Here is a 15,279-nt window from a genome sequence, read left to right as displayed (position 1 = left end):
ATGAGTATTTTAAGACAGGTACTTGAAGATATTCCGATTCCGCAAATGGTCAAAATCCGTCAAAAGTTTGACGGCACCAAGATCGAGAATTTGTCCGAAGTGCTGGAGCAGGAGCTGAAAAAGCCGGGTACCGTCGACCGCATTAAGCCGGGCCAGCAGGTAGCCGTAGCGGTTGGCAGCCGCGGTGTAGCCAATATCGCTCTGTTCACGAAGGTAACGATCGATGCGATCAAGCAAGCCGGTGGCCATCCGTTCATCGTCCCTTGCATGGGAAGCCATGGCGGAGCAACAGCCGAAGGTCAAAAAGAAGTGCTGCATCATCTTGGCGTTACCGAAGAAGCCATGGGCGCGCCTATCCGTTCCTCCATGGAAGTCGTCAAGCTCGACGAGCTTCCGAACGGTCTTCCGGTCTATGTAGATAAAATCGCTTCGACGGCGGACGCCATCGTGGTCATTAACCGCGTGAAGCCGCACACCGCCTTCCGCGGACGCATCGAGAGCGGAATCATGAAGATGATCTCCATCGGTCTCGGCAAGCAAAAGGGTGCGGAAGCCTGCCATCAGCTCGGCTTCAAATATATGGCCGAGAACGTGCCTGCGATGGCCAATATTATGCTGAAGAAGCTTCCGATTCTATTCGGCGTAGCGCTGGTAGAGAATGCATACGACCAAACCTGCCGCATCGAGGTGCTTCCTGCCGACCAGATCGAAGCTCGTGAAATGGAGCTGCTGGAAGAGGCGAAAGCCCGTTTGCCGAAAATTTTGTTCGATCAAATCGATGTGCTTGTTATTGACTACATCGGTAAGAACATCAGCGGCGATGGCATGGATCCTAACGTCACCGGACGTTATCCGACTCCGTACGCACATGGCGGACCGGATGTATCGAAGATGATCGTGCTGGATTTGACTCCGGAAACGAAAGGCAATGCGAACGGCGTAGGTACGGCGGATTTCACGACGCAGCGGCTGGTGGATCAAATGGACCGTGCGGCAACGTTCGTCAACGGATTGACCTCCACCGTGTGCGCGCCGACCAAAATTTCCACGACGCTGGATAACGACTACTACGCTATTAAAGCGGGCGTGAAAACGTGCAATATTTTAGATTACACGAAATGTAAGCTTGTCCGTATCCAGGATACACTTCATTTGGGTGAAATCGAAATTTCGGTCAACCTGCTTGAGGAAGCGAAGAATCATCCGGATATCGAAATTTTGACGGAACCGTATGATTTGCAATTTGACAGTGAAGGGAATTTGCAGAAATGAGCTTGACTTCACAGAAGCCGTATATTATTGCGGCCGACCTCGGGACGACCAGCGCCAAGACGCTGGTTATCGACAAGGAAGGCCGCGTACTCGCATCAAACTCGATCGAGTATCCGCTTTATACGCCTAGACCGGACATGGCGGAACAAAATCCGGATGAAATTTTTCATGCGGTGGTTCAAGGCATTCAAGCGGTCATTGCCAAAGCGCGCATCCTGCCGAGCCAGGTGCTGTGCGTCTCGTTCAGCTCCGCTATGCACAGCTTGATTGCCGTTGACCGCGATCTGAATTTGCTGACGCAATCCATAACGTTCGCCGACAACCGGAGCGTAGGCTATGTCAAGAAGCTGAAGGAAGAGCTGGACGGCCATCAAATTTATATGAACACCGGGACGCCTTTGCACCCGATGTCGCCGCTGCTCAAGCTGATGTGGTTCCGTGACAACCAGCCGGATATTTTCGAGAAGGCCTATAAATTTATCGGCATCAAGGAATATGTATTCGCCAAGCTGTTCGGTAAATTCGTTATCGACTACTCGCTGGCAAGCGCTACGGGCTTGTTCAACCTGCGCAATTTAAAGTGGGACGAGCTGGCCTTGAAGGCATGCGGCGTTCGTGAAGAGCAGCTGTCCGAGCCGGTATCCACCGTGCATTATCTTACCGGATTGAAGGAACAATACGCCCAGGCTATGGGACTTCCAACCGATGTTCCGTTTGTTGTCGGCGCGTCGGACGGCGTGCTTGCCAATCTCGGCGTAGGAGCCTTCGAGGAAGGCGTATACGCCGTTACGATCGGGACGAGCGGAGCCGTGCGCGGCGTCGTGCGGGAGCCTGTAACCGATCCGAAGGGAAGATTGTTCTGCTATGCCCTGAAGGAAGATTTCTGGGTAGTCGGCGGGGCTATCAACAACGGCGGCATTATGTTCCGCTGGGTGCGCGACCAGCTGGCGACGGCGGAAGCGGAGGAAGGAAGACGCAGAGGGCTCGACCCTTACGATTACTTGACTTCGCTCGCTGAAGAGGTTGCAGCCGGTTCCGATGGACTGATCTTCCTGCCGCTTCTCACCGGCGAACGCGCTCCTTACTGGAATGCCAACGCACGCGGCGTGTTCTTCGGCTTGTCGCTGTACCATCAGAAGAAGCATATGATTCGCGCCGTATTGGAAGGCGTCGTATACCGGATCAACTCCGTTCTTGGCGCTTTGGAAGAGCTGTCCGGACCGACCAAAGAAATTCGCGCCTCCGGCGGGTTCGCCCGTTCGAAGTTTTGGCTGCAATGTATGGCCGATGTCACAGGAAGCTCCGTTGCCGTACCGAACTCTATCGAAAGCTCCGGCTTGGGTGCCGCTCAGCTCGGCATGCTGGCCATGGGCGAAATTCAAGATTTCTCTTCGGTGCATAATTGGATGCAGATTCAGCACAGCCATTTGCCTAACTCGGAGAACCACCAGCTGTACCAACAGTTGACAAATATTTATCAACGTGTGTACCATCAGTTGAAGGATGAATTCGATGCGATAGCTGCTTATCAGAAGGAGCATACGAAGTAATCTTACTCCAACGAGAGGTACATAAGCCTTACCAACTTTGAGGAGGATATTCCATGAACTTATTTGATTTGTCTGGGAAAACAGCAGTTATTATCGGGGGTAACAGTACGCTGGGCGGCGCAATGGCAGTTGCGCTGGGAGGCCATGGAGCCAATGTGGCCGTAGTCGGCCGGAATCAGGAGAAATCCGAAGCCGTTGTGAAAAAGATCGAGGAAGTCGGCGGCAAAGCCAAAGCCTTCTCCGCCGATGCAACGAGCGTGGAAGATTTGAAAAAGGTGCTTGAGGATGTATTGGCTTGGACAGGCCGCGTCGATGTTTTGATGAACTGTCCGGGAATGAACAGCGCAACTCCATTTTTTGAGTTGAAAATGGAAGAATGGGACGCTATTATGGACGTGAACCTGAAAAGCGTTGTGTTAGCTTGCCAAGTGTTTGGGAAACATATGGTGGATAAAGGAGAAGGCGGCAGCATCATCAACATCTCGTCCGTATCCTCCGAGCCTCCGTTGTCGAGAGTATTCACTTACTCCGCTTCCAAAGCGGCGGTTAACAACGTGACCAAGTTCTTGGCTCGTGAGTTTGCGCCTGCGCGCGTACGCGTCAATGCTATCATTCCGGGCTTTTTCCCGGCTGAGCAAAACCGCAAGATTCTTTCTCCGGAGCGCACGGAATCCATTCTGCGCCATACTCCGATGAACCGTTTCGGTGAAGCGGAAGAGCTGCAAGGTGCAGCGGTATATCTTGCATCGGACAAAGCGTCCAGCTTTGTTACCGGCTCGCTTCTTCGCGTCGACGGCGGTTACGGAGCCATGACGATCTAAAACGCTGTCGATCTGCTATCGATAAGTGCGGAAGTGCGGCATCAGAGCCGGCCGGCTTTCTTGCTGCGTTGCAGTAACCGGGCTGCACTAAAGAAGTTTACTGTTAGTCAACCCGGTTTCCTTCACGGGCAAGCGGCCGATTGTACTGTCAAGCAGCTGGCGGAAAAGACTGAAGTGGGAAACATGCATTTCCAATCGTTCATAACTACAAATAAGGAAGGATGAGAAACCATATGTCAAAACAACAAGTTGGCGTCATCGGATTGGCGGTAATGGGTAAAAACCTGGCATTGAACATCGAAAGCAGAGGCTTCACCGTATCGGTTTATAACCGTTCCCGTGAGAAAACGGACGCTTTGATCGAAGAAGCAAAAGGGAAAAACCTGGTAGGTACATACAGCATCGAGGAGTTCGTTGCTTCTCTGGAGAAGCCTCGCAAAGTATTGATCATGGTACAAGCCGGTGCGGGCACCGACGCTACGATCGAATCCTTGATCCCGCATCTCGAAGAGGGCGACATCATCATCGACGGAGGTAACGCCTATTTCCCTGATACGCAGCGCAGAAACAAAGAGTTGTCCGCGCACGGTTTGCGCTTCATCGGCACAGGCGTATCCGGCGGTGAAGAAGGCGCGCTGAAAGGTCCTTCCATCATGCCGGGCGGACAAAGAGACGCTTATGAGCTGGTTGAGCCGATTTTGACAGCTATCTCCGCTAAAGTAAACGGTGATCCTTGCTGCACATACATCGGACCGGACGGTGCCGGCCATTACGTAAAAATGGTGCATAACGGTATCGAGTACGGCGACATGCAGCTGATTTGTGAAGCGTACCAGCTGTTGAAGGACGTACTGAACGTCAGCACCGAAGAGCTTCATGAGATTTTCGCCGACTGGAACAAAGGGGAGCTGGACAGCTACCTGATCGAAATTACGACGGATATCTTTACGAAGAAGGATCCTGAAACAGGCAAGCCTATGGTTGACGTGATCCTGGACTCCGCAGGTCAAAAAGGTACCGGCAAATGGACTAGCCAAAGCTCCCTTGATTTGGGCGTTCCATTGTCCATCATCACGGAATCGGTATTCTCGCGTTTCCTTTCCGCAATGAAAGAAGAGCGTATTGCCGCAAGCAAAGTGTTGAACGGTCCTACAGCACCTGCGTTCGAAGGCGATCGCAAAGAATTCATCGAAGCGGTTCGCAAAGCATTGTACGCGAGCAAAATTTGCTCTTACGCTCAAGGCTTCGCTCAAATGAGAGCGGCATCCGAAGAATATAACTGGGGACTTGAGTACGGCAACATCGCGATGATCTTCCGCGGCGGCTGCATCATCCGTGCCCGTTTCCTGCAAAACATCAAGGATGCATACGATCGCAATCCTGAATTGAAAAACCTGCTGCTTGACGAGTACTTCCAAGGCGTAGTTACCAACTACCAGGATGCATGGAGAACGGTAGTTTCCGCAGCGGTAACCCGCGGTATTCCTGTACCTGCCTTCGCATCGGCATTGGCTTACTACGACAGCTACCGTACGGAGCGCTTGCCTGCTAACCTGCTGCAAGCTCAACGCGACTATTTCGGAGCTCATACGTTCAAGCGTTTGGACAAAGAAGGTTCTTTCCACTTCAACTGGATGGAAAATTAAGATCTCTTTCTGTCGCTGGGCGGTTTAGCCGGATGCAGGCCGAAGGAAGCCTCGGCAATCCAGGTTTGCAGTCGGTCGGCTTCCTGGTCGAAGCCGTTGCGGCGCTGAATGAGCATTAACGATATTTCCGCAAAATAACGAAAGTTTTGTAATAAGCGTGGTTGGGAAAGGTCCATCAAATGAGGATCTTCTTCAGCCACCTTTTTTTTAATATATTCCAGGATCCATACGACGTCCTCTCTGCACAACGAATGAGCGGGGTCCATAATTTGCTCCAGCTTATGCTGGACGGCATTGGGAACAATGCCTGAAGAAGGCGACAAGGCTGAACGCGTCAACGATTCATCTCTCCTTGTTATGAGTTTCATAGTAACATCTTAGCAAGAATGACTGGAGTTTATTCACACTCCATCCTATGATTTTTGTACGGTTTCTATTCATCATCCTGTACGTATGGTATGATTGAAAGGTTAGAAAGAAGTTGTCAAGAGGTGTGAAACATTGGAAAAGTCCAATATTGTGCTTATAGGCTTTATGGGAACAGGTAAGACATCGGTCGGGAAGGTGCTGTCGGAACGATTGGGCTGGCACTTTGCCAATACGGACGATGAGATTGAAGCTAGGCAAGGGGTTACGATCAGCGAAATGTTCGCAACGATCGGAGAAGCGGGGTTCAGGCAAGTGGAGAGTGAAGTGATACGCGCTTCGCTGGAGAGGACGAATCAGATTGTGGCCACCGGAGGCGGTGCGGTTTTGTCGGAACAAAACCGCAGGGTGATGCAGGAGAAGGGTTACGTCGTCGCGTTGACGGCGGACGCTAAGACGATTATTGATCGTGTGAGCCAGGATCAGAACCGTCCTCTCGTACAAGGCAATGTGGAAGAAAGAGTACATACGCTGCTGGAAGTCCGCAAGCATGCTTACGACTTCGCGGATTTACAGATCGATACCAGCGCCATGACGCTGGAGGAAATCGCGGACAAGATTATCGCTAATTGGAACAACTAGCCCTTAGAGCTGCTCCCATTCGAGCATGCCGCCGCTCATATTCTTCAGCTTCGTGAAGCCTTGGGCGGTCAAGAAGTCATACGCTCTCCCGCTGCGGTTGCCGCTTCTGCATACAAGAATGGTTTCACGGTCATTAGGAATTTCAGACAGTCTGTCCGGGACTTCCATCAATGGAATGTGAATGGCGCCTGGGATCATTCCCAGAGCAACCTCCTCGGCTTCCCGAACATCGATAATATCGAGCTTTTCGCCTTGTGCGAGGCGCTGCTTTAGCTGTTGAGGGGTAATCGTTTGCATTTTAATGAAACCTCCAATAGGTGTCGAATAGGTGATGCAGCTTTTGCATTTCTATGATATAGAGAAAATAGATCTGGTGTCAAACTGGCGGTTTCCATCCCATAGGGCGTATGGTAAACTGGCTGTAATCTGCATAGGAAAATCATTCACAATTTTTTCGCAGAACAGGAGAGATACATATTCATGAAAGCTATTGTAAAACCGACAAATAAACTAGAGGGAACTATCAACGCGTTATCCTCCAAAAACTATACGACCAGATACATGCTGATCGCTGCACTGGCGGAAGGGACAAGCACCATCTATTATCCTGCCCACAGTGAAGACAGTGATGCAATGCGCCGCTGTATTCGTGATTTGGGAGCCGTCGTCGAGGAAGACGAAGAGAAGATGACGATTCAAGGCTTCGGCCGCAATCCGAAGCATGTGTCGGAATTAAACGTAGGCAATGCAGGTGCGGTGCTCCGTTTTTTGATGTCGATCGCGGCATTTTGCCCTGAGTTGACGTTCATCAACAAGTATCCGGATTCCCTCGGGAAACGTCCTCACGACGATTTGATCGATGCGCTCCAGCAGATGGGGATCGAAATCGAGCATCGCGAAGGAAAACTGCCGATTACGATTCGCGGCGGCAAGCCTCGCGGCGGCAAGATCAAGGTATCGGGCAACGTGAGCTCCCAGTTCCTTAGCTCCCTGCTGTTTATGACGCCGCTGCTGGATGAAGACAGCGAGATTGAAGTTCTGCACGATCTCAAATCCAAAGTCATCGTAGGACAAACGCTGGAGGTTATCGCTCAAGCGGGAGTCAAGATCGAAGCAACGGACGATCTGATGCATTACAAAATTCCGGGCCGTCAAAAATATTTGCCGCAAAAATACGTCGTACAAGGCGACTATCCCGGCTCAGCAGCCATATTGGCCGCAGCGGCCGTAACGAATTCCGATGTCAAAGTGCTCCGGCTTGAAGAGAAGAGCAGACAAGGGGAAAAGGCTGTCGTCGATGTGCTTCGGGCTATGGGCGTGAACCTGGCTCATGAGAACGGCGTTGTTCATGTATTGGGGAATCAGCGGCTCACAGCGGGTGAATTCGACGGCGATCATTTTACCGATGCCGTGCTGGCGATGGTAGCCGCAGCCGTATTTGCCGAAGGCACATCCCGTTTTTACAATGTAGAAAACTTGCGCTACAAAGAGTGCGACCGGATTACCGATTATGTTAACGAGCTCCGCAAAGCCGGTGCCGATGTGGAAGAACGGCAAAGCGAGATCATTATCCACGGCCGTCCGCAAGGCGTACCGGGCGGCGTAGAAATCAACGCGCATTTCGATCACCGCGTCATCATGGCGCTAACCGTCGTGGGCTTGCGCTCCGAGCAAGGCCTCGTGATCAATGACGCGCACCATGTCGCCAAATCGTATCCGAATTATTTCGATCATCTGTTATCCTTGGGAGCGCAGATTGAGCTTGTCAAAGAGTAGCATCCCCTTGGCTTAAAGAAGATCGCTCAGTACATCCGGGTACTTATCATGAACAAGCGGGTTGAGTCTTATGAAGGTGTTATGGAAAGGAATCCAGGTCACCATCGGTTTTTTTCTGATTGGAGGACTTATTTTTGCCAGCGGAGTATTCGGCGTATTGTTATATGCCAAAATAACGGGACGGGACTGGTTTGCGGATGAGGCGGCAATTGCTTATGCCGAAACGGCAATCCAGCAGCAGACCGTTCAAGCCGTACCGCCGCCGGTAGAGGCTCCTCCGTCTGCAAGCTCCGCCATGCTGGATGCTCCAGTCATCCGGCAGTATCCGGAGCTACCCCGCGGGTGCGAAGTGACCAGCTTGACGATGTTGTTTCAATACTTGGGGATCAACAAAACCAAGCTGGAGCTGGCTGCGGAAATGAAGCGCGATACGACGCCTCTCAAGCTGAATTCCAACGGGTCGATTGCTTATTGGGGCAATCCGAATACGGGCTTTGTAGGCGAGGTTACCGCTGCCGGCAAAGGCTTCGGTATTTACCACTCGGCCTTGTTCGAACTGATGCAGCAATACGTTCCAACGGCCAAAGATTTCACGCGCGAGCCGTTCGAAAAGCTGGAGCAGCAGCTGCGCGAAGGAATCCCGTCCGTGGTCTGGACGACGATCAACTATAACGTTCCGGACAAATGGGTCGTATGGGATACGCCAATCGGACCGATTCAAACGACGTTTATGGAGCATGCCGTTCTGCTGGTCGGCTTCGACGAGCACAACGTTTACATCAACGATCCGCTCCAAGCGAAGAGTAAGATAAAAGTGGACAAAGCGCAGTTTATTGAAACGTGGGAAGCGATGGGACGTCAAGCTTTGTCCTATACCAAACCATAAAGGAGCTGGGAATATGGCATTTGAAAATCCACCTCGTGAACGGATTAAAGAGATTTTGGCGGGTGCAGGCAATATCGCCATCGTAGGATTGTCGGATAAGCCGGACCGGGTCTCATACATGATCGCGGAAGCGTTGCAGAAGAGAGGGTACCGGATTATTCCGGTCAATCCGAATGCAACGGAAATTCTCGGCGAGACTTGCTATCCTTCGCTATCGGATATTCCGGAGCCGGTAGATATCGTCAATGTCTTCCGCCGCAGTGAAACCGTAGTACCTGTGGCTGAAGAAGCGGTAAAGATTAAAGCCAAGGTGTTCTGGCTGCAGCAGGATATCATTAATGAAGAAGCCGGCCGCATCGCCAAAGAAGGCGGCCTTGAAGTCATTATGGACCGCTGCATCAAGGTCGAGGACGCCATCCTTCAACCAAGGGGGAAATAACGTTGTTCCGCAATCAGATCAAGCTTCATTTGCCGGTATATCTGGTAATGGGGTTGGAAGGCTACGGGAGCCGCACGGCACTCGAAATCGCCAAGGAAGCTCTGGAAGGCGGAGTGACGCTGCTGCAGCTTCGCGAGAAGGAAGCGCCATTGAGAGAAGTGCTTAGGCAGGGGAAGCTGCTGCGGGATTTGTGCCGATCGTACAAGGTACCTTTCGTGGTGAATGACAGAGTAGACGTAGCTATACTTCTTGAGGCAGACGGCGTCCATGTTGGCCAGGACGACATTCCCGGACTGGAAGCGAGAAAGCTGCTCGGAGAGGACAAAATCGTCGGTATCTCGGCAGGAACGATGGAAGAAGCCGAGTGGGCCGTGTCTCAAGGCGCGGACTACTTGGGTGTGGGTGCCGTATATGCTACTTCGACGAAAAAGGATGCGGGAGAAGCGATCGGTACCGGCTTAATTCGCCAAATTTCCGAACGCTGGTCTATTCCGATGGTAGGCATTGGAGGCATTCAGCACGATAACGCTGTTCAAGTCATTCAGGCCGGAGCAGACGGAGTCGCCGTTGTTTCCGCCATTACCCGTGCAACCAATCCGCGAGAAGCGGCGCTCGAATTTGCAAAAAAAGTAAGCCGGAATCATTAGAACCTCCAACAGCTTCCATAAATAAAATAAATCCTCCTTAGAGACAATAAGAAAGGCTTCTGGAAGAGCGCGGTTTATGTTAATTGACCGGACCCGGAAGACTTCCAAACTTCCTAAGGAGGATTTTTCTTATGTACCAAAACTACCAACAAAGCAATTTCCAACAATACGGTTCCGGGAATACGATGTCCCAATACCGCGGATTGGAAACAAAGTACCAACCGATCGGCTATGTCCAATCCCAGTATAACCAATCCAATAACTCTGGTATGAACAACCAATTCCAAAGCTCCGGCTTCCAAGGCGCTCAGTCTTATCATACTTCGAACTATCGCGGCAATCAGCAAGGACACGATGCCTATTTGAGATCGGATTCCTCCCAACCGGCTCAAAGCCAATATGTAAGCAGCTTCTCCAGCCAAGCTCCATCCTTCAGCAGCATCAATAACTTTTCGCAGCAATCTTACGCACAACCAAGCGCTCAATCCTTTCACACGGCAAACTATCGTGGAGACCAACAGGGCCATGACGCTTACTTGAGATCCGATTCCTCTCAGCCAGCTCAAAGCCAGTTCGGGATGGGCGCTTCCAGCTTCAACTCCTTCAATACCGGTATCAGCAGCCAGTTCGCTTCTTCCCAGCCTTACAGCCAATTTCAATCCCAGTCCCCGCAATCGTACCATACTGCGAACTACCGCGGGAACCAAGCTGGTCATGACGCGTACTTGAGAGCCGATTCCACTCAACCGTCGCAAAGCAGCTTCGGTGCTGCAAGCATGAATTTCAACCGATACCAGTATTAAGAGGTATCCACTGATCTAGCGGGCCGATAAGGCCCGCTTTACTTTTAAGCCTCGATAAAGGTTTTATCACTGTAATAAATTCATGAATTCACTAAGGCAAAGAGGTGGAACAAATGAACAATCAGCAAAATATGACCGCTGACCGCAATTTGCTCTCGGAGAAAGAGTTCGGCTACATCAAGGATTTTTTATCATGGGAGCTGTTAGCCATGAAGAAATGCAAAGATAGCGCCGAACAATGCCAGGATCCTCAAATCAAGCAATTACTAGAGCAAACCGGTCAACAGCACCTGGATCATTACAACAGTCTGTTGAAGCATTTGCAATAATACATGTAACGGAAGGGAGAACACGCTAATGCCAACTATGGAAATTGCCAAGTCTCAATCCGGAGAGCTGCCTCAGGTCAAAGGTCCGCAAATGAACGACAGAGACCGGATCAATGACATTTTATCGATGCAAAAGTATTTATCCAGCGGATTTAATACCGGGATCAACGAGGTGCAAAACCCGGAGCTTCGCAAGACGGTAGCATCCATTCTTCAAGCCCAGCACGAAGCGCAGTGGCAGCTGTTCAATCTGATGTTTGAGAAGGGCTGGTACAAGATGAAAGCTGCCGATAAACAGGAGATTTCACAAGCCCAGCAGCAGTTTAGCGGCTATTCCACACAATTCCCGAGCTTTTCATAATATAAAGACTGCACAGCCCCGAACAAAGCGTTTGGGGTTGTTTGACAAAAAGGGACAATGGCCTTACCATCGATAGAGAAAGGAGGGAGCGGTTGGATTGAACTGGATGGGTAATTTGCAGCAGTTAGGTCGGTCATTGATGCTTCCGACCATTACAATACCCGTTGCGGCGATATTGCTGCGGCTCGGAACGCTGCCTTGGCAAGATTTACATATGGCCCGTTTAGGGGAAATCATGATATTTTTCGGCAATACGATCTTTACGTATTTGCCTATGATTTTCGCCGTTGGCGTAGCTTTGGGCTTGACGGAGGGCGCCGGCATCGCAGGGATGTCCGCGCTGATTGGACAGCTGATGTTCAATCAGGCGACGAAGCATTATCTAGGAGATGAGTTCCATCTCGGCATTCCCGGGGGAATCCTGATCGGGCTTATTGCGGCTGTCCTGTATCATCGGGTAAAAAATATTCAGCTGCCGGAATATATTCAGTTTTTTGGCGGTCCGCGAATGGTTCCGCTGCTAATGGGGCTGTCCATCCTGGTGCTCAGTTTCATTACGATTCAGATCGGGCCTTATATGGAATATTTTATGCAAACGCTCTCTACCGCCATCCTCGGTTTAGGGGGCTTCGGGGCGTTCGTATATGGAGTTATCCACCGGTTGCTGGTCCCTTCCGGACTGCATCACGTATTCAACAACTTTTTCTGGTTCCAGCTTGGCGCTTACGAGAAACCTAGCGGTGAGATGGTATTCGGAGACTTGCCCCGGTTCTTTGCGGGAGACCCGACGGCAGGGATTTACATGGCGGGGCTGTACCCGATCATGATGTTTGCGCTGCCTGCTATAGCGCTTGCCATCATTCAGGAAGCAAGGGAAGACTTAAAGCCGAAAATTCGCGCGACGTTCTTGACTGCGGCTTTAGCGTCGTTCTTGACGGGAGTAACCGAACCGATTGAGTTCGCTTTTCTGTTTGTGGCTCCTTATTTATTCATCGTTCACGCCATTTTGTCGGGGCTGTCCATGTCGATTGCCTATTATTTTGATATTCATCATGGATTCTCTTATTCCGCGGGGGCGATCGACTTTTTGATCAACCTGCACCTTGCGCATAACGGGTGGCTGCTGATACCGATCGGAATAGGCTATTTCTTCGTCTACTATTACCTGTTCCGCTGGGCCATCCGGAGATTTCAGCTTCCTACGGCGGGTCGTGAGGAAGGCTCGCAGCTGGAAGAATGGGCGGGCGATATTCCTTACCGCTCCCCATTAATTTTGCAGGCATTGGGCGGCAAGAACAACATCAAGAACATTGAAGCTTGTATAACCCGTCTGAGACTGACGTTGGATAATGACAAGCTCCTCGACATCGCCGCATTGAAAAATTTGGGGGCAGCCGGTGTCATCCGCCTTGGCGGGGGCAACGTTCAAGTTGTATTCGGTACCTACTCCGAAATTATTCGCGAGGAAATCAAGAAGGTGCTGATGAAAGATATCCAGCAGGTTATGTTCAGCGCGCCGATGCAAGGGCGGATGATACCGCTCGAAGACGTACCCGATCAAATTTTTGCAGGGAAGCTCGTCGGCAACGGGGTAGCCTTTGTACCGGAGAAGGGAGAACTGGTTGCGCCGGTTGCGGGGAAAATCATGATCCTGTATCCGACACTTCATGCCGTGGGAATCCAGACGGAGGAAGGGCTCGAGGTGCTGCTGCACATCGGGATCGATACGTCGCAGCTGCAAGGCAAATGGTTTACCGCGCATATCAAGGAAGGCGATTATGTCGATGCAGGACAGCTGCTCATCAGCTTTAATCTGCAAAAGGTGAAGCAGAACAGCAAATCGCTTGCAACGCCAATGATTATAACGAATGTAGACAAAGTGAAATCATGGAGCTTTGCATCGTACAAAGCGGTGAAGAAAGGGCAGGCATCCGTGATGTCCGTTGTCCTGAAGGACGCTACAGGTACAGGGGGAGGGAGCGCATTTGGCTGAGGGGATCGGAGCTTCGTCAGGAATAGCAATGGGAAGAGCTTTTGTCATCCCGACCTGGGAGTGGGATTTTCCGGAGAAACTGATTGATGTAACGGATTTGGCGTACGAATTCGAGCGGTTATACGACGGGATCCGTTCTTCCAGAAACGAGATTGAAACGATAAAGCAGGAATTCGTTTCCGTATTGGGCGAGGAGCAAACGTCGATCTTTGACGCGCACTTGGCGATATTGGAAGATCCGATATTCATGAACGAAGTGCAGGGAATTATGCAGCGCCAATACAAAGCGGCGGAGGTGGCGGTAAAGGAAGCCATCGAGAAGTTCGTGAATATGTTCGATCTGCTGGACGATCAATACATGAAGGAGCGGGCGCTTGATATAAAGGATGTCGGCAATCGGCTTCTCAAGCATTTGCTCGGAGCACTGGAGGAGACGCTGCCTCCGAAGGATCAGCCGTACATTGTGGTAGCCAAGGAGCTGTCTCCGTCGCAGATGGTTCATCTCGACACGGAGTTGGCACTCGGTCTCGTCACGATGCTCGGCGGGAAAACGTCTCATGTAGCCATTATGGCGCGCGCCATGGGTACTCCTTACGTATTGGGACTGGACGGAAACCTTAGCACGGCGATCCAAAACGGCGATTATCTCATTATCGACGGGGATGAGGGCCGCGTCTATATCAACCCTTCCGATGAGCTGATCGAGGAATATACAACGCGCAAAGCGATATTGCAAAAGATGAAGGAGCGGCTGCAGGCGCTGGCTCATGTCCCGGCTCAAACCGCGGATGGAATAGCGTTTCAGCTGGCCGCCAATATCAGCTCCGTCAAGGAGCTCGATCAGGTCATCAAGAACGGCGCCTCCGGTGTCGGATTGTTCCGGACCGAGTTTCTGTATATGGACCGCGACAGCCTGCCGCTCGAGGAGGAGCAGTTCGAGGTGTACCGTGAGGTGGCCGAGAAGCTGCAGGGCAGGCGCGTGGTCATTCGCACGCTCGACATCGGCGGGGACAAGAGCCTCGATTATATCGAGCTGCCGGAGGAAGACAATCCGTCTCTAGGGTATAGGGCTATCCGGATTTCGCTGGATCGTACGGATTTATTCAAAACGCAGCTTCGGGCTATTTTGCGGGCAAGCCATTACGGCAACATTAAAATTTTGTATCCGATGATATCATCTCTCGAAGAGCTGCGCAAAGCCAACGAGGTGCTGGATGCCGCCAAAAAAGAGCTGACGGAGGAAGGCTTTCCGTTCCAGCCTCATATTGAAGTCGGTATCATGATCGAGGTGCCGGCCGCGGTCATTATCTCCGACCTGCTGGCGGCCAAGGTGGATTTCTTCAGTATCGGCACGAACGACCTGGTCCAATACATATTGGCCGTCGACCGGATGAACGAGCAGGTGGCCCACTTATACGATCCGTTCCATCCTGCCGTGCTTCGTATGCTGAAAACGACCGTAGAAGCGGCCAAAGCGGCCAAGATCCATGTCAGCGTGTGCGGCGAGATGGCGGGAGACATCAGAGCGCTGCCGATCTGGCTAGGCTTAGGCCTAACGGAGCTCAGCATGTCGCTGCAGTCGATTTTGCGGGTCAAGAACAGCTTGCTGCAAAGCCATTTCCAGGAAGGAGCGGCGGTTTGGGACGAGCTGCTGAAATGTACGGACAGCAAATCGGTGCTGGATGTATTGAACTCCAATTTGAGGCAGGATGTAGTAGCCAAATAAATAAGAAAAAGAGCATGAGGAA

The 15,279-nt window shown here is 51.4% G+C and carries 16 protein-coding genes; 14 read left to right on the top strand and 2 right to left on the bottom strand.

Annotated features, from left to right (window positions below; genetic code table 11):
* The 4 genes from ACFQ88_RS13600 to gndA all read left to right on the top strand — a co-directional run bounded on the left by ACFQ88_RS13600 (position 1) and on the right by gndA (position 5,289).
* Positions 1-1,272, top strand: a complete 1,272-nt coding sequence (locus tag ACFQ88_RS13600; RefSeq protein ID WP_239626682.1) for a nickel pincer cofactor-dependent isomerase, group 22 — start codon at positions 1-3, stop codon at positions 1,270-1,272.
* Entirely contained in the window at positions 1,269-2,822 is a 1,554-nt protein-coding gene (locus tag ACFQ88_RS13595) for a gluconokinase (protein WP_379454471.1), read from the top strand. Before ACFQ88_RS13600 ends, ACFQ88_RS13595 begins: the two co-directional genes overlap by 4 nt.
* A gap of 53 nt (positions 2,823-2,875) precedes the next feature.
* Positions 2,876-3,643 (top strand): SDR family oxidoreductase, encoded by a 768-nt coding sequence (locus ACFQ88_RS13590; protein ID WP_239626677.1) that lies wholly within the window; start codon positions 2,876-2,878, stop codon positions 3,641-3,643.
* Positions 3,644-3,876: 233 nt separating this feature from the next.
* A complete protein-coding gene (gndA, locus tag ACFQ88_RS13585; RefSeq protein WP_239626674.1) occupies positions 3,877-5,289 on the top strand; it encodes an NADP-dependent phosphogluconate dehydrogenase in 1,413 nt (470 codons plus the stop codon).
* Here gndA and ACFQ88_RS13580 read toward each other — a convergent pair.
* Positions 5,286-5,555, bottom strand: a complete 270-nt coding sequence (locus ACFQ88_RS13580; protein WP_239635481.1) for a hypothetical protein — start codon at positions 5,553-5,555, stop codon at positions 5,286-5,288. The genes gndA and ACFQ88_RS13580 overlap by 4 nt on opposite strands.
* 235 nt (positions 5,556-5,790) lie before the next feature.
* Here ACFQ88_RS13580 and ACFQ88_RS13575 point away from each other — a divergent pair, with 235 nt between their 5' ends.
* Positions 5,791-6,297, top strand: coding sequence for a shikimate kinase (locus ACFQ88_RS13575; RefSeq protein WP_379454470.1), 507 nt, complete (start codon positions 5,791-5,793; stop codon positions 6,295-6,297).
* Positions 6,298-6,300: 3 nt separating this feature from the next.
* Here ACFQ88_RS13575 and ACFQ88_RS13570 read toward each other — a convergent pair whose 3' ends face one another.
* On the bottom strand, positions 6,301-6,594 hold the full coding sequence (locus tag ACFQ88_RS13570; protein ID WP_379454469.1) for a rhodanese-like domain-containing protein: 294 nt from the start codon (positions 6,592-6,594) through the stop codon (positions 6,301-6,303).
* A 183-nt stretch (positions 6,595-6,777) separates the two neighbouring features.
* Here ACFQ88_RS13570 and aroA point away from each other — a divergent pair, with 183 nt between their 5' ends.
* The 9 genes from aroA (at position 6,778) to ptsP (ending at position 15,257) form a co-directional block, all read left to right on the top strand.
* Positions 6,778-8,073, top strand: a complete 1,296-nt coding sequence (gene aroA / locus ACFQ88_RS13565; protein ID WP_379454468.1) for a 3-phosphoshikimate 1-carboxyvinyltransferase — start codon at positions 6,778-6,780, stop codon at positions 8,071-8,073.
* A gap of 70 nt (positions 8,074-8,143) precedes the next feature.
* Entirely contained in the window at positions 8,144-8,959 is an 816-nt protein-coding gene (locus ACFQ88_RS13560) for a C39 family peptidase (RefSeq protein ID WP_379454467.1), read from the top strand.
* A 13-nt stretch (positions 8,960-8,972) separates the two neighbouring features.
* Positions 8,973-9,398 (top strand): CoA-binding protein, encoded by a 426-nt coding sequence (locus ACFQ88_RS13555; RefSeq protein WP_379454466.1) that lies wholly within the window; start codon positions 8,973-8,975, stop codon positions 9,396-9,398.
* 47 nt (positions 9,399-9,445) lie between these two features.
* Entirely contained in the window at positions 9,446-10,045 is a 600-nt protein-coding gene (thiE, locus tag ACFQ88_RS13550; protein ID WP_379454901.1) for a thiamine phosphate synthase, read from the top strand.
* A 131-nt stretch (positions 10,046-10,176) separates the two neighbouring features.
* Positions 10,177-10,848: a hypothetical protein gene (locus tag ACFQ88_RS13545; RefSeq protein WP_239626664.1), complete on the top strand. Its 672-nt coding sequence runs from the start codon at positions 10,177-10,179 to the stop codon at positions 10,846-10,848.
* Between the two features lie 113 nt (positions 10,849-10,961).
* Positions 10,962-11,177 carry a hypothetical protein gene (locus ACFQ88_RS13540; RefSeq protein WP_379454465.1) on the top strand — a complete coding sequence of 72 codons (216 nt, stop codon included), beginning with the start codon at positions 10,962-10,964 and terminating at the stop codon, positions 11,175-11,177.
* Positions 11,178-11,205: 28 nt separating this feature from the next.
* Positions 11,206-11,538, top strand: coding sequence for a spore coat protein (locus tag ACFQ88_RS13535; RefSeq protein ID WP_379454464.1), 333 nt, complete (start codon positions 11,206-11,208; stop codon positions 11,536-11,538).
* 97 nt (positions 11,539-11,635) lie between these two features.
* Entirely contained in the window at positions 11,636-13,531 is a 1,896-nt protein-coding gene (locus tag ACFQ88_RS13530) for a glucose PTS transporter subunit IIA (RefSeq protein ID WP_379454463.1), read from the top strand.
* A complete protein-coding gene (gene ptsP, locus ACFQ88_RS13525) occupies positions 13,524-15,257 on the top strand; it encodes a phosphoenolpyruvate--protein phosphotransferase (RefSeq protein WP_239626660.1) in 1,734 nt (577 codons plus the stop codon). The genes ACFQ88_RS13530 and ptsP overlap by 8 nt, the downstream gene beginning before the upstream one ends.
* Positions 15,258-15,279: the final 22 nt, after the last annotated feature.

The organism is Paenibacillus sp. NPDC056579 (assembly GCF_042793215.1).
Lineage (GTDB): Bacteria > Bacillota > Bacilli > Paenibacillales > NBRC-103111 > Paenibacillus_S.
The sequence above is the reverse complement of the archived record's forward strand: the minus strand, read 5'-3'. Positions and strand labels throughout refer to the sequence as shown.

What these genes read in the sequence shown, in the direction of transcription:
- ACFQ88_RS13600 (WP_239626682.1), top strand. Translation starts at nt 1, where the DNA reads ATGAGTATTTTAAGACAGGTACTTGAAGATATTCCGATTCCGCAAATG.
- ACFQ88_RS13595 (WP_379454471.1), top strand. Translation starts at nt 1,269, where the DNA reads ATGAGCTTGACTTCACAGAAGCCGTATATTATTGCGGCCGACCTCGGG.
- ACFQ88_RS13590 (WP_239626677.1), top strand. Translation starts at nt 2,876, where the DNA reads ATGAACTTATTTGATTTGTCTGGGAAAACAGCAGTTATTATCGGGGGT.
- gndA (WP_239626674.1), top strand. Translation starts at nt 3,877, where the DNA reads ATGTCAAAACAACAAGTTGGCGTCATCGGATTGGCGGTAATGGGTAAA.
- ACFQ88_RS13580 (WP_239635481.1), bottom strand. Translation starts at nt 5,555, where the DNA reads ATGGACCCCGCTCATTCGTTGTGCAGAGAGGACGTCGTATGGATCCTG.
- ACFQ88_RS13570 (WP_379454469.1), bottom strand. Translation starts at nt 6,594, where the DNA reads ATGCAAACGATTACCCCTCAACAGCTAAAGCAGCGCCTCGCACAAGGC.
- aroA (WP_379454468.1), top strand. Translation starts at nt 6,778, where the DNA reads ATGAAAGCTATTGTAAAACCGACAAATAAACTAGAGGGAACTATCAAC.
- ACFQ88_RS13560 (WP_379454467.1), top strand. Translation starts at nt 8,144, where the DNA reads ATGAAGGTGTTATGGAAAGGAATCCAGGTCACCATCGGTTTTTTTCTG.
- ACFQ88_RS13555 (WP_379454466.1), top strand. Translation starts at nt 8,973, where the DNA reads ATGGCATTTGAAAATCCACCTCGTGAACGGATTAAAGAGATTTTGGCG.
- thiE (WP_379454901.1), top strand. Translation starts at nt 9,446, where the DNA reads ATGGGGTTGGAAGGCTACGGGAGCCGCACGGCACTCGAAATCGCCAAG.
- ACFQ88_RS13545 (WP_239626664.1), top strand. Translation starts at nt 10,177, where the DNA reads ATGTACCAAAACTACCAACAAAGCAATTTCCAACAATACGGTTCCGGG.
- ACFQ88_RS13540 (WP_379454465.1), top strand. Translation starts at nt 10,962, where the DNA reads ATGAACAATCAGCAAAATATGACCGCTGACCGCAATTTGCTCTCGGAG.
- ACFQ88_RS13535 (WP_379454464.1), top strand. Translation starts at nt 11,206, where the DNA reads ATGCCAACTATGGAAATTGCCAAGTCTCAATCCGGAGAGCTGCCTCAG.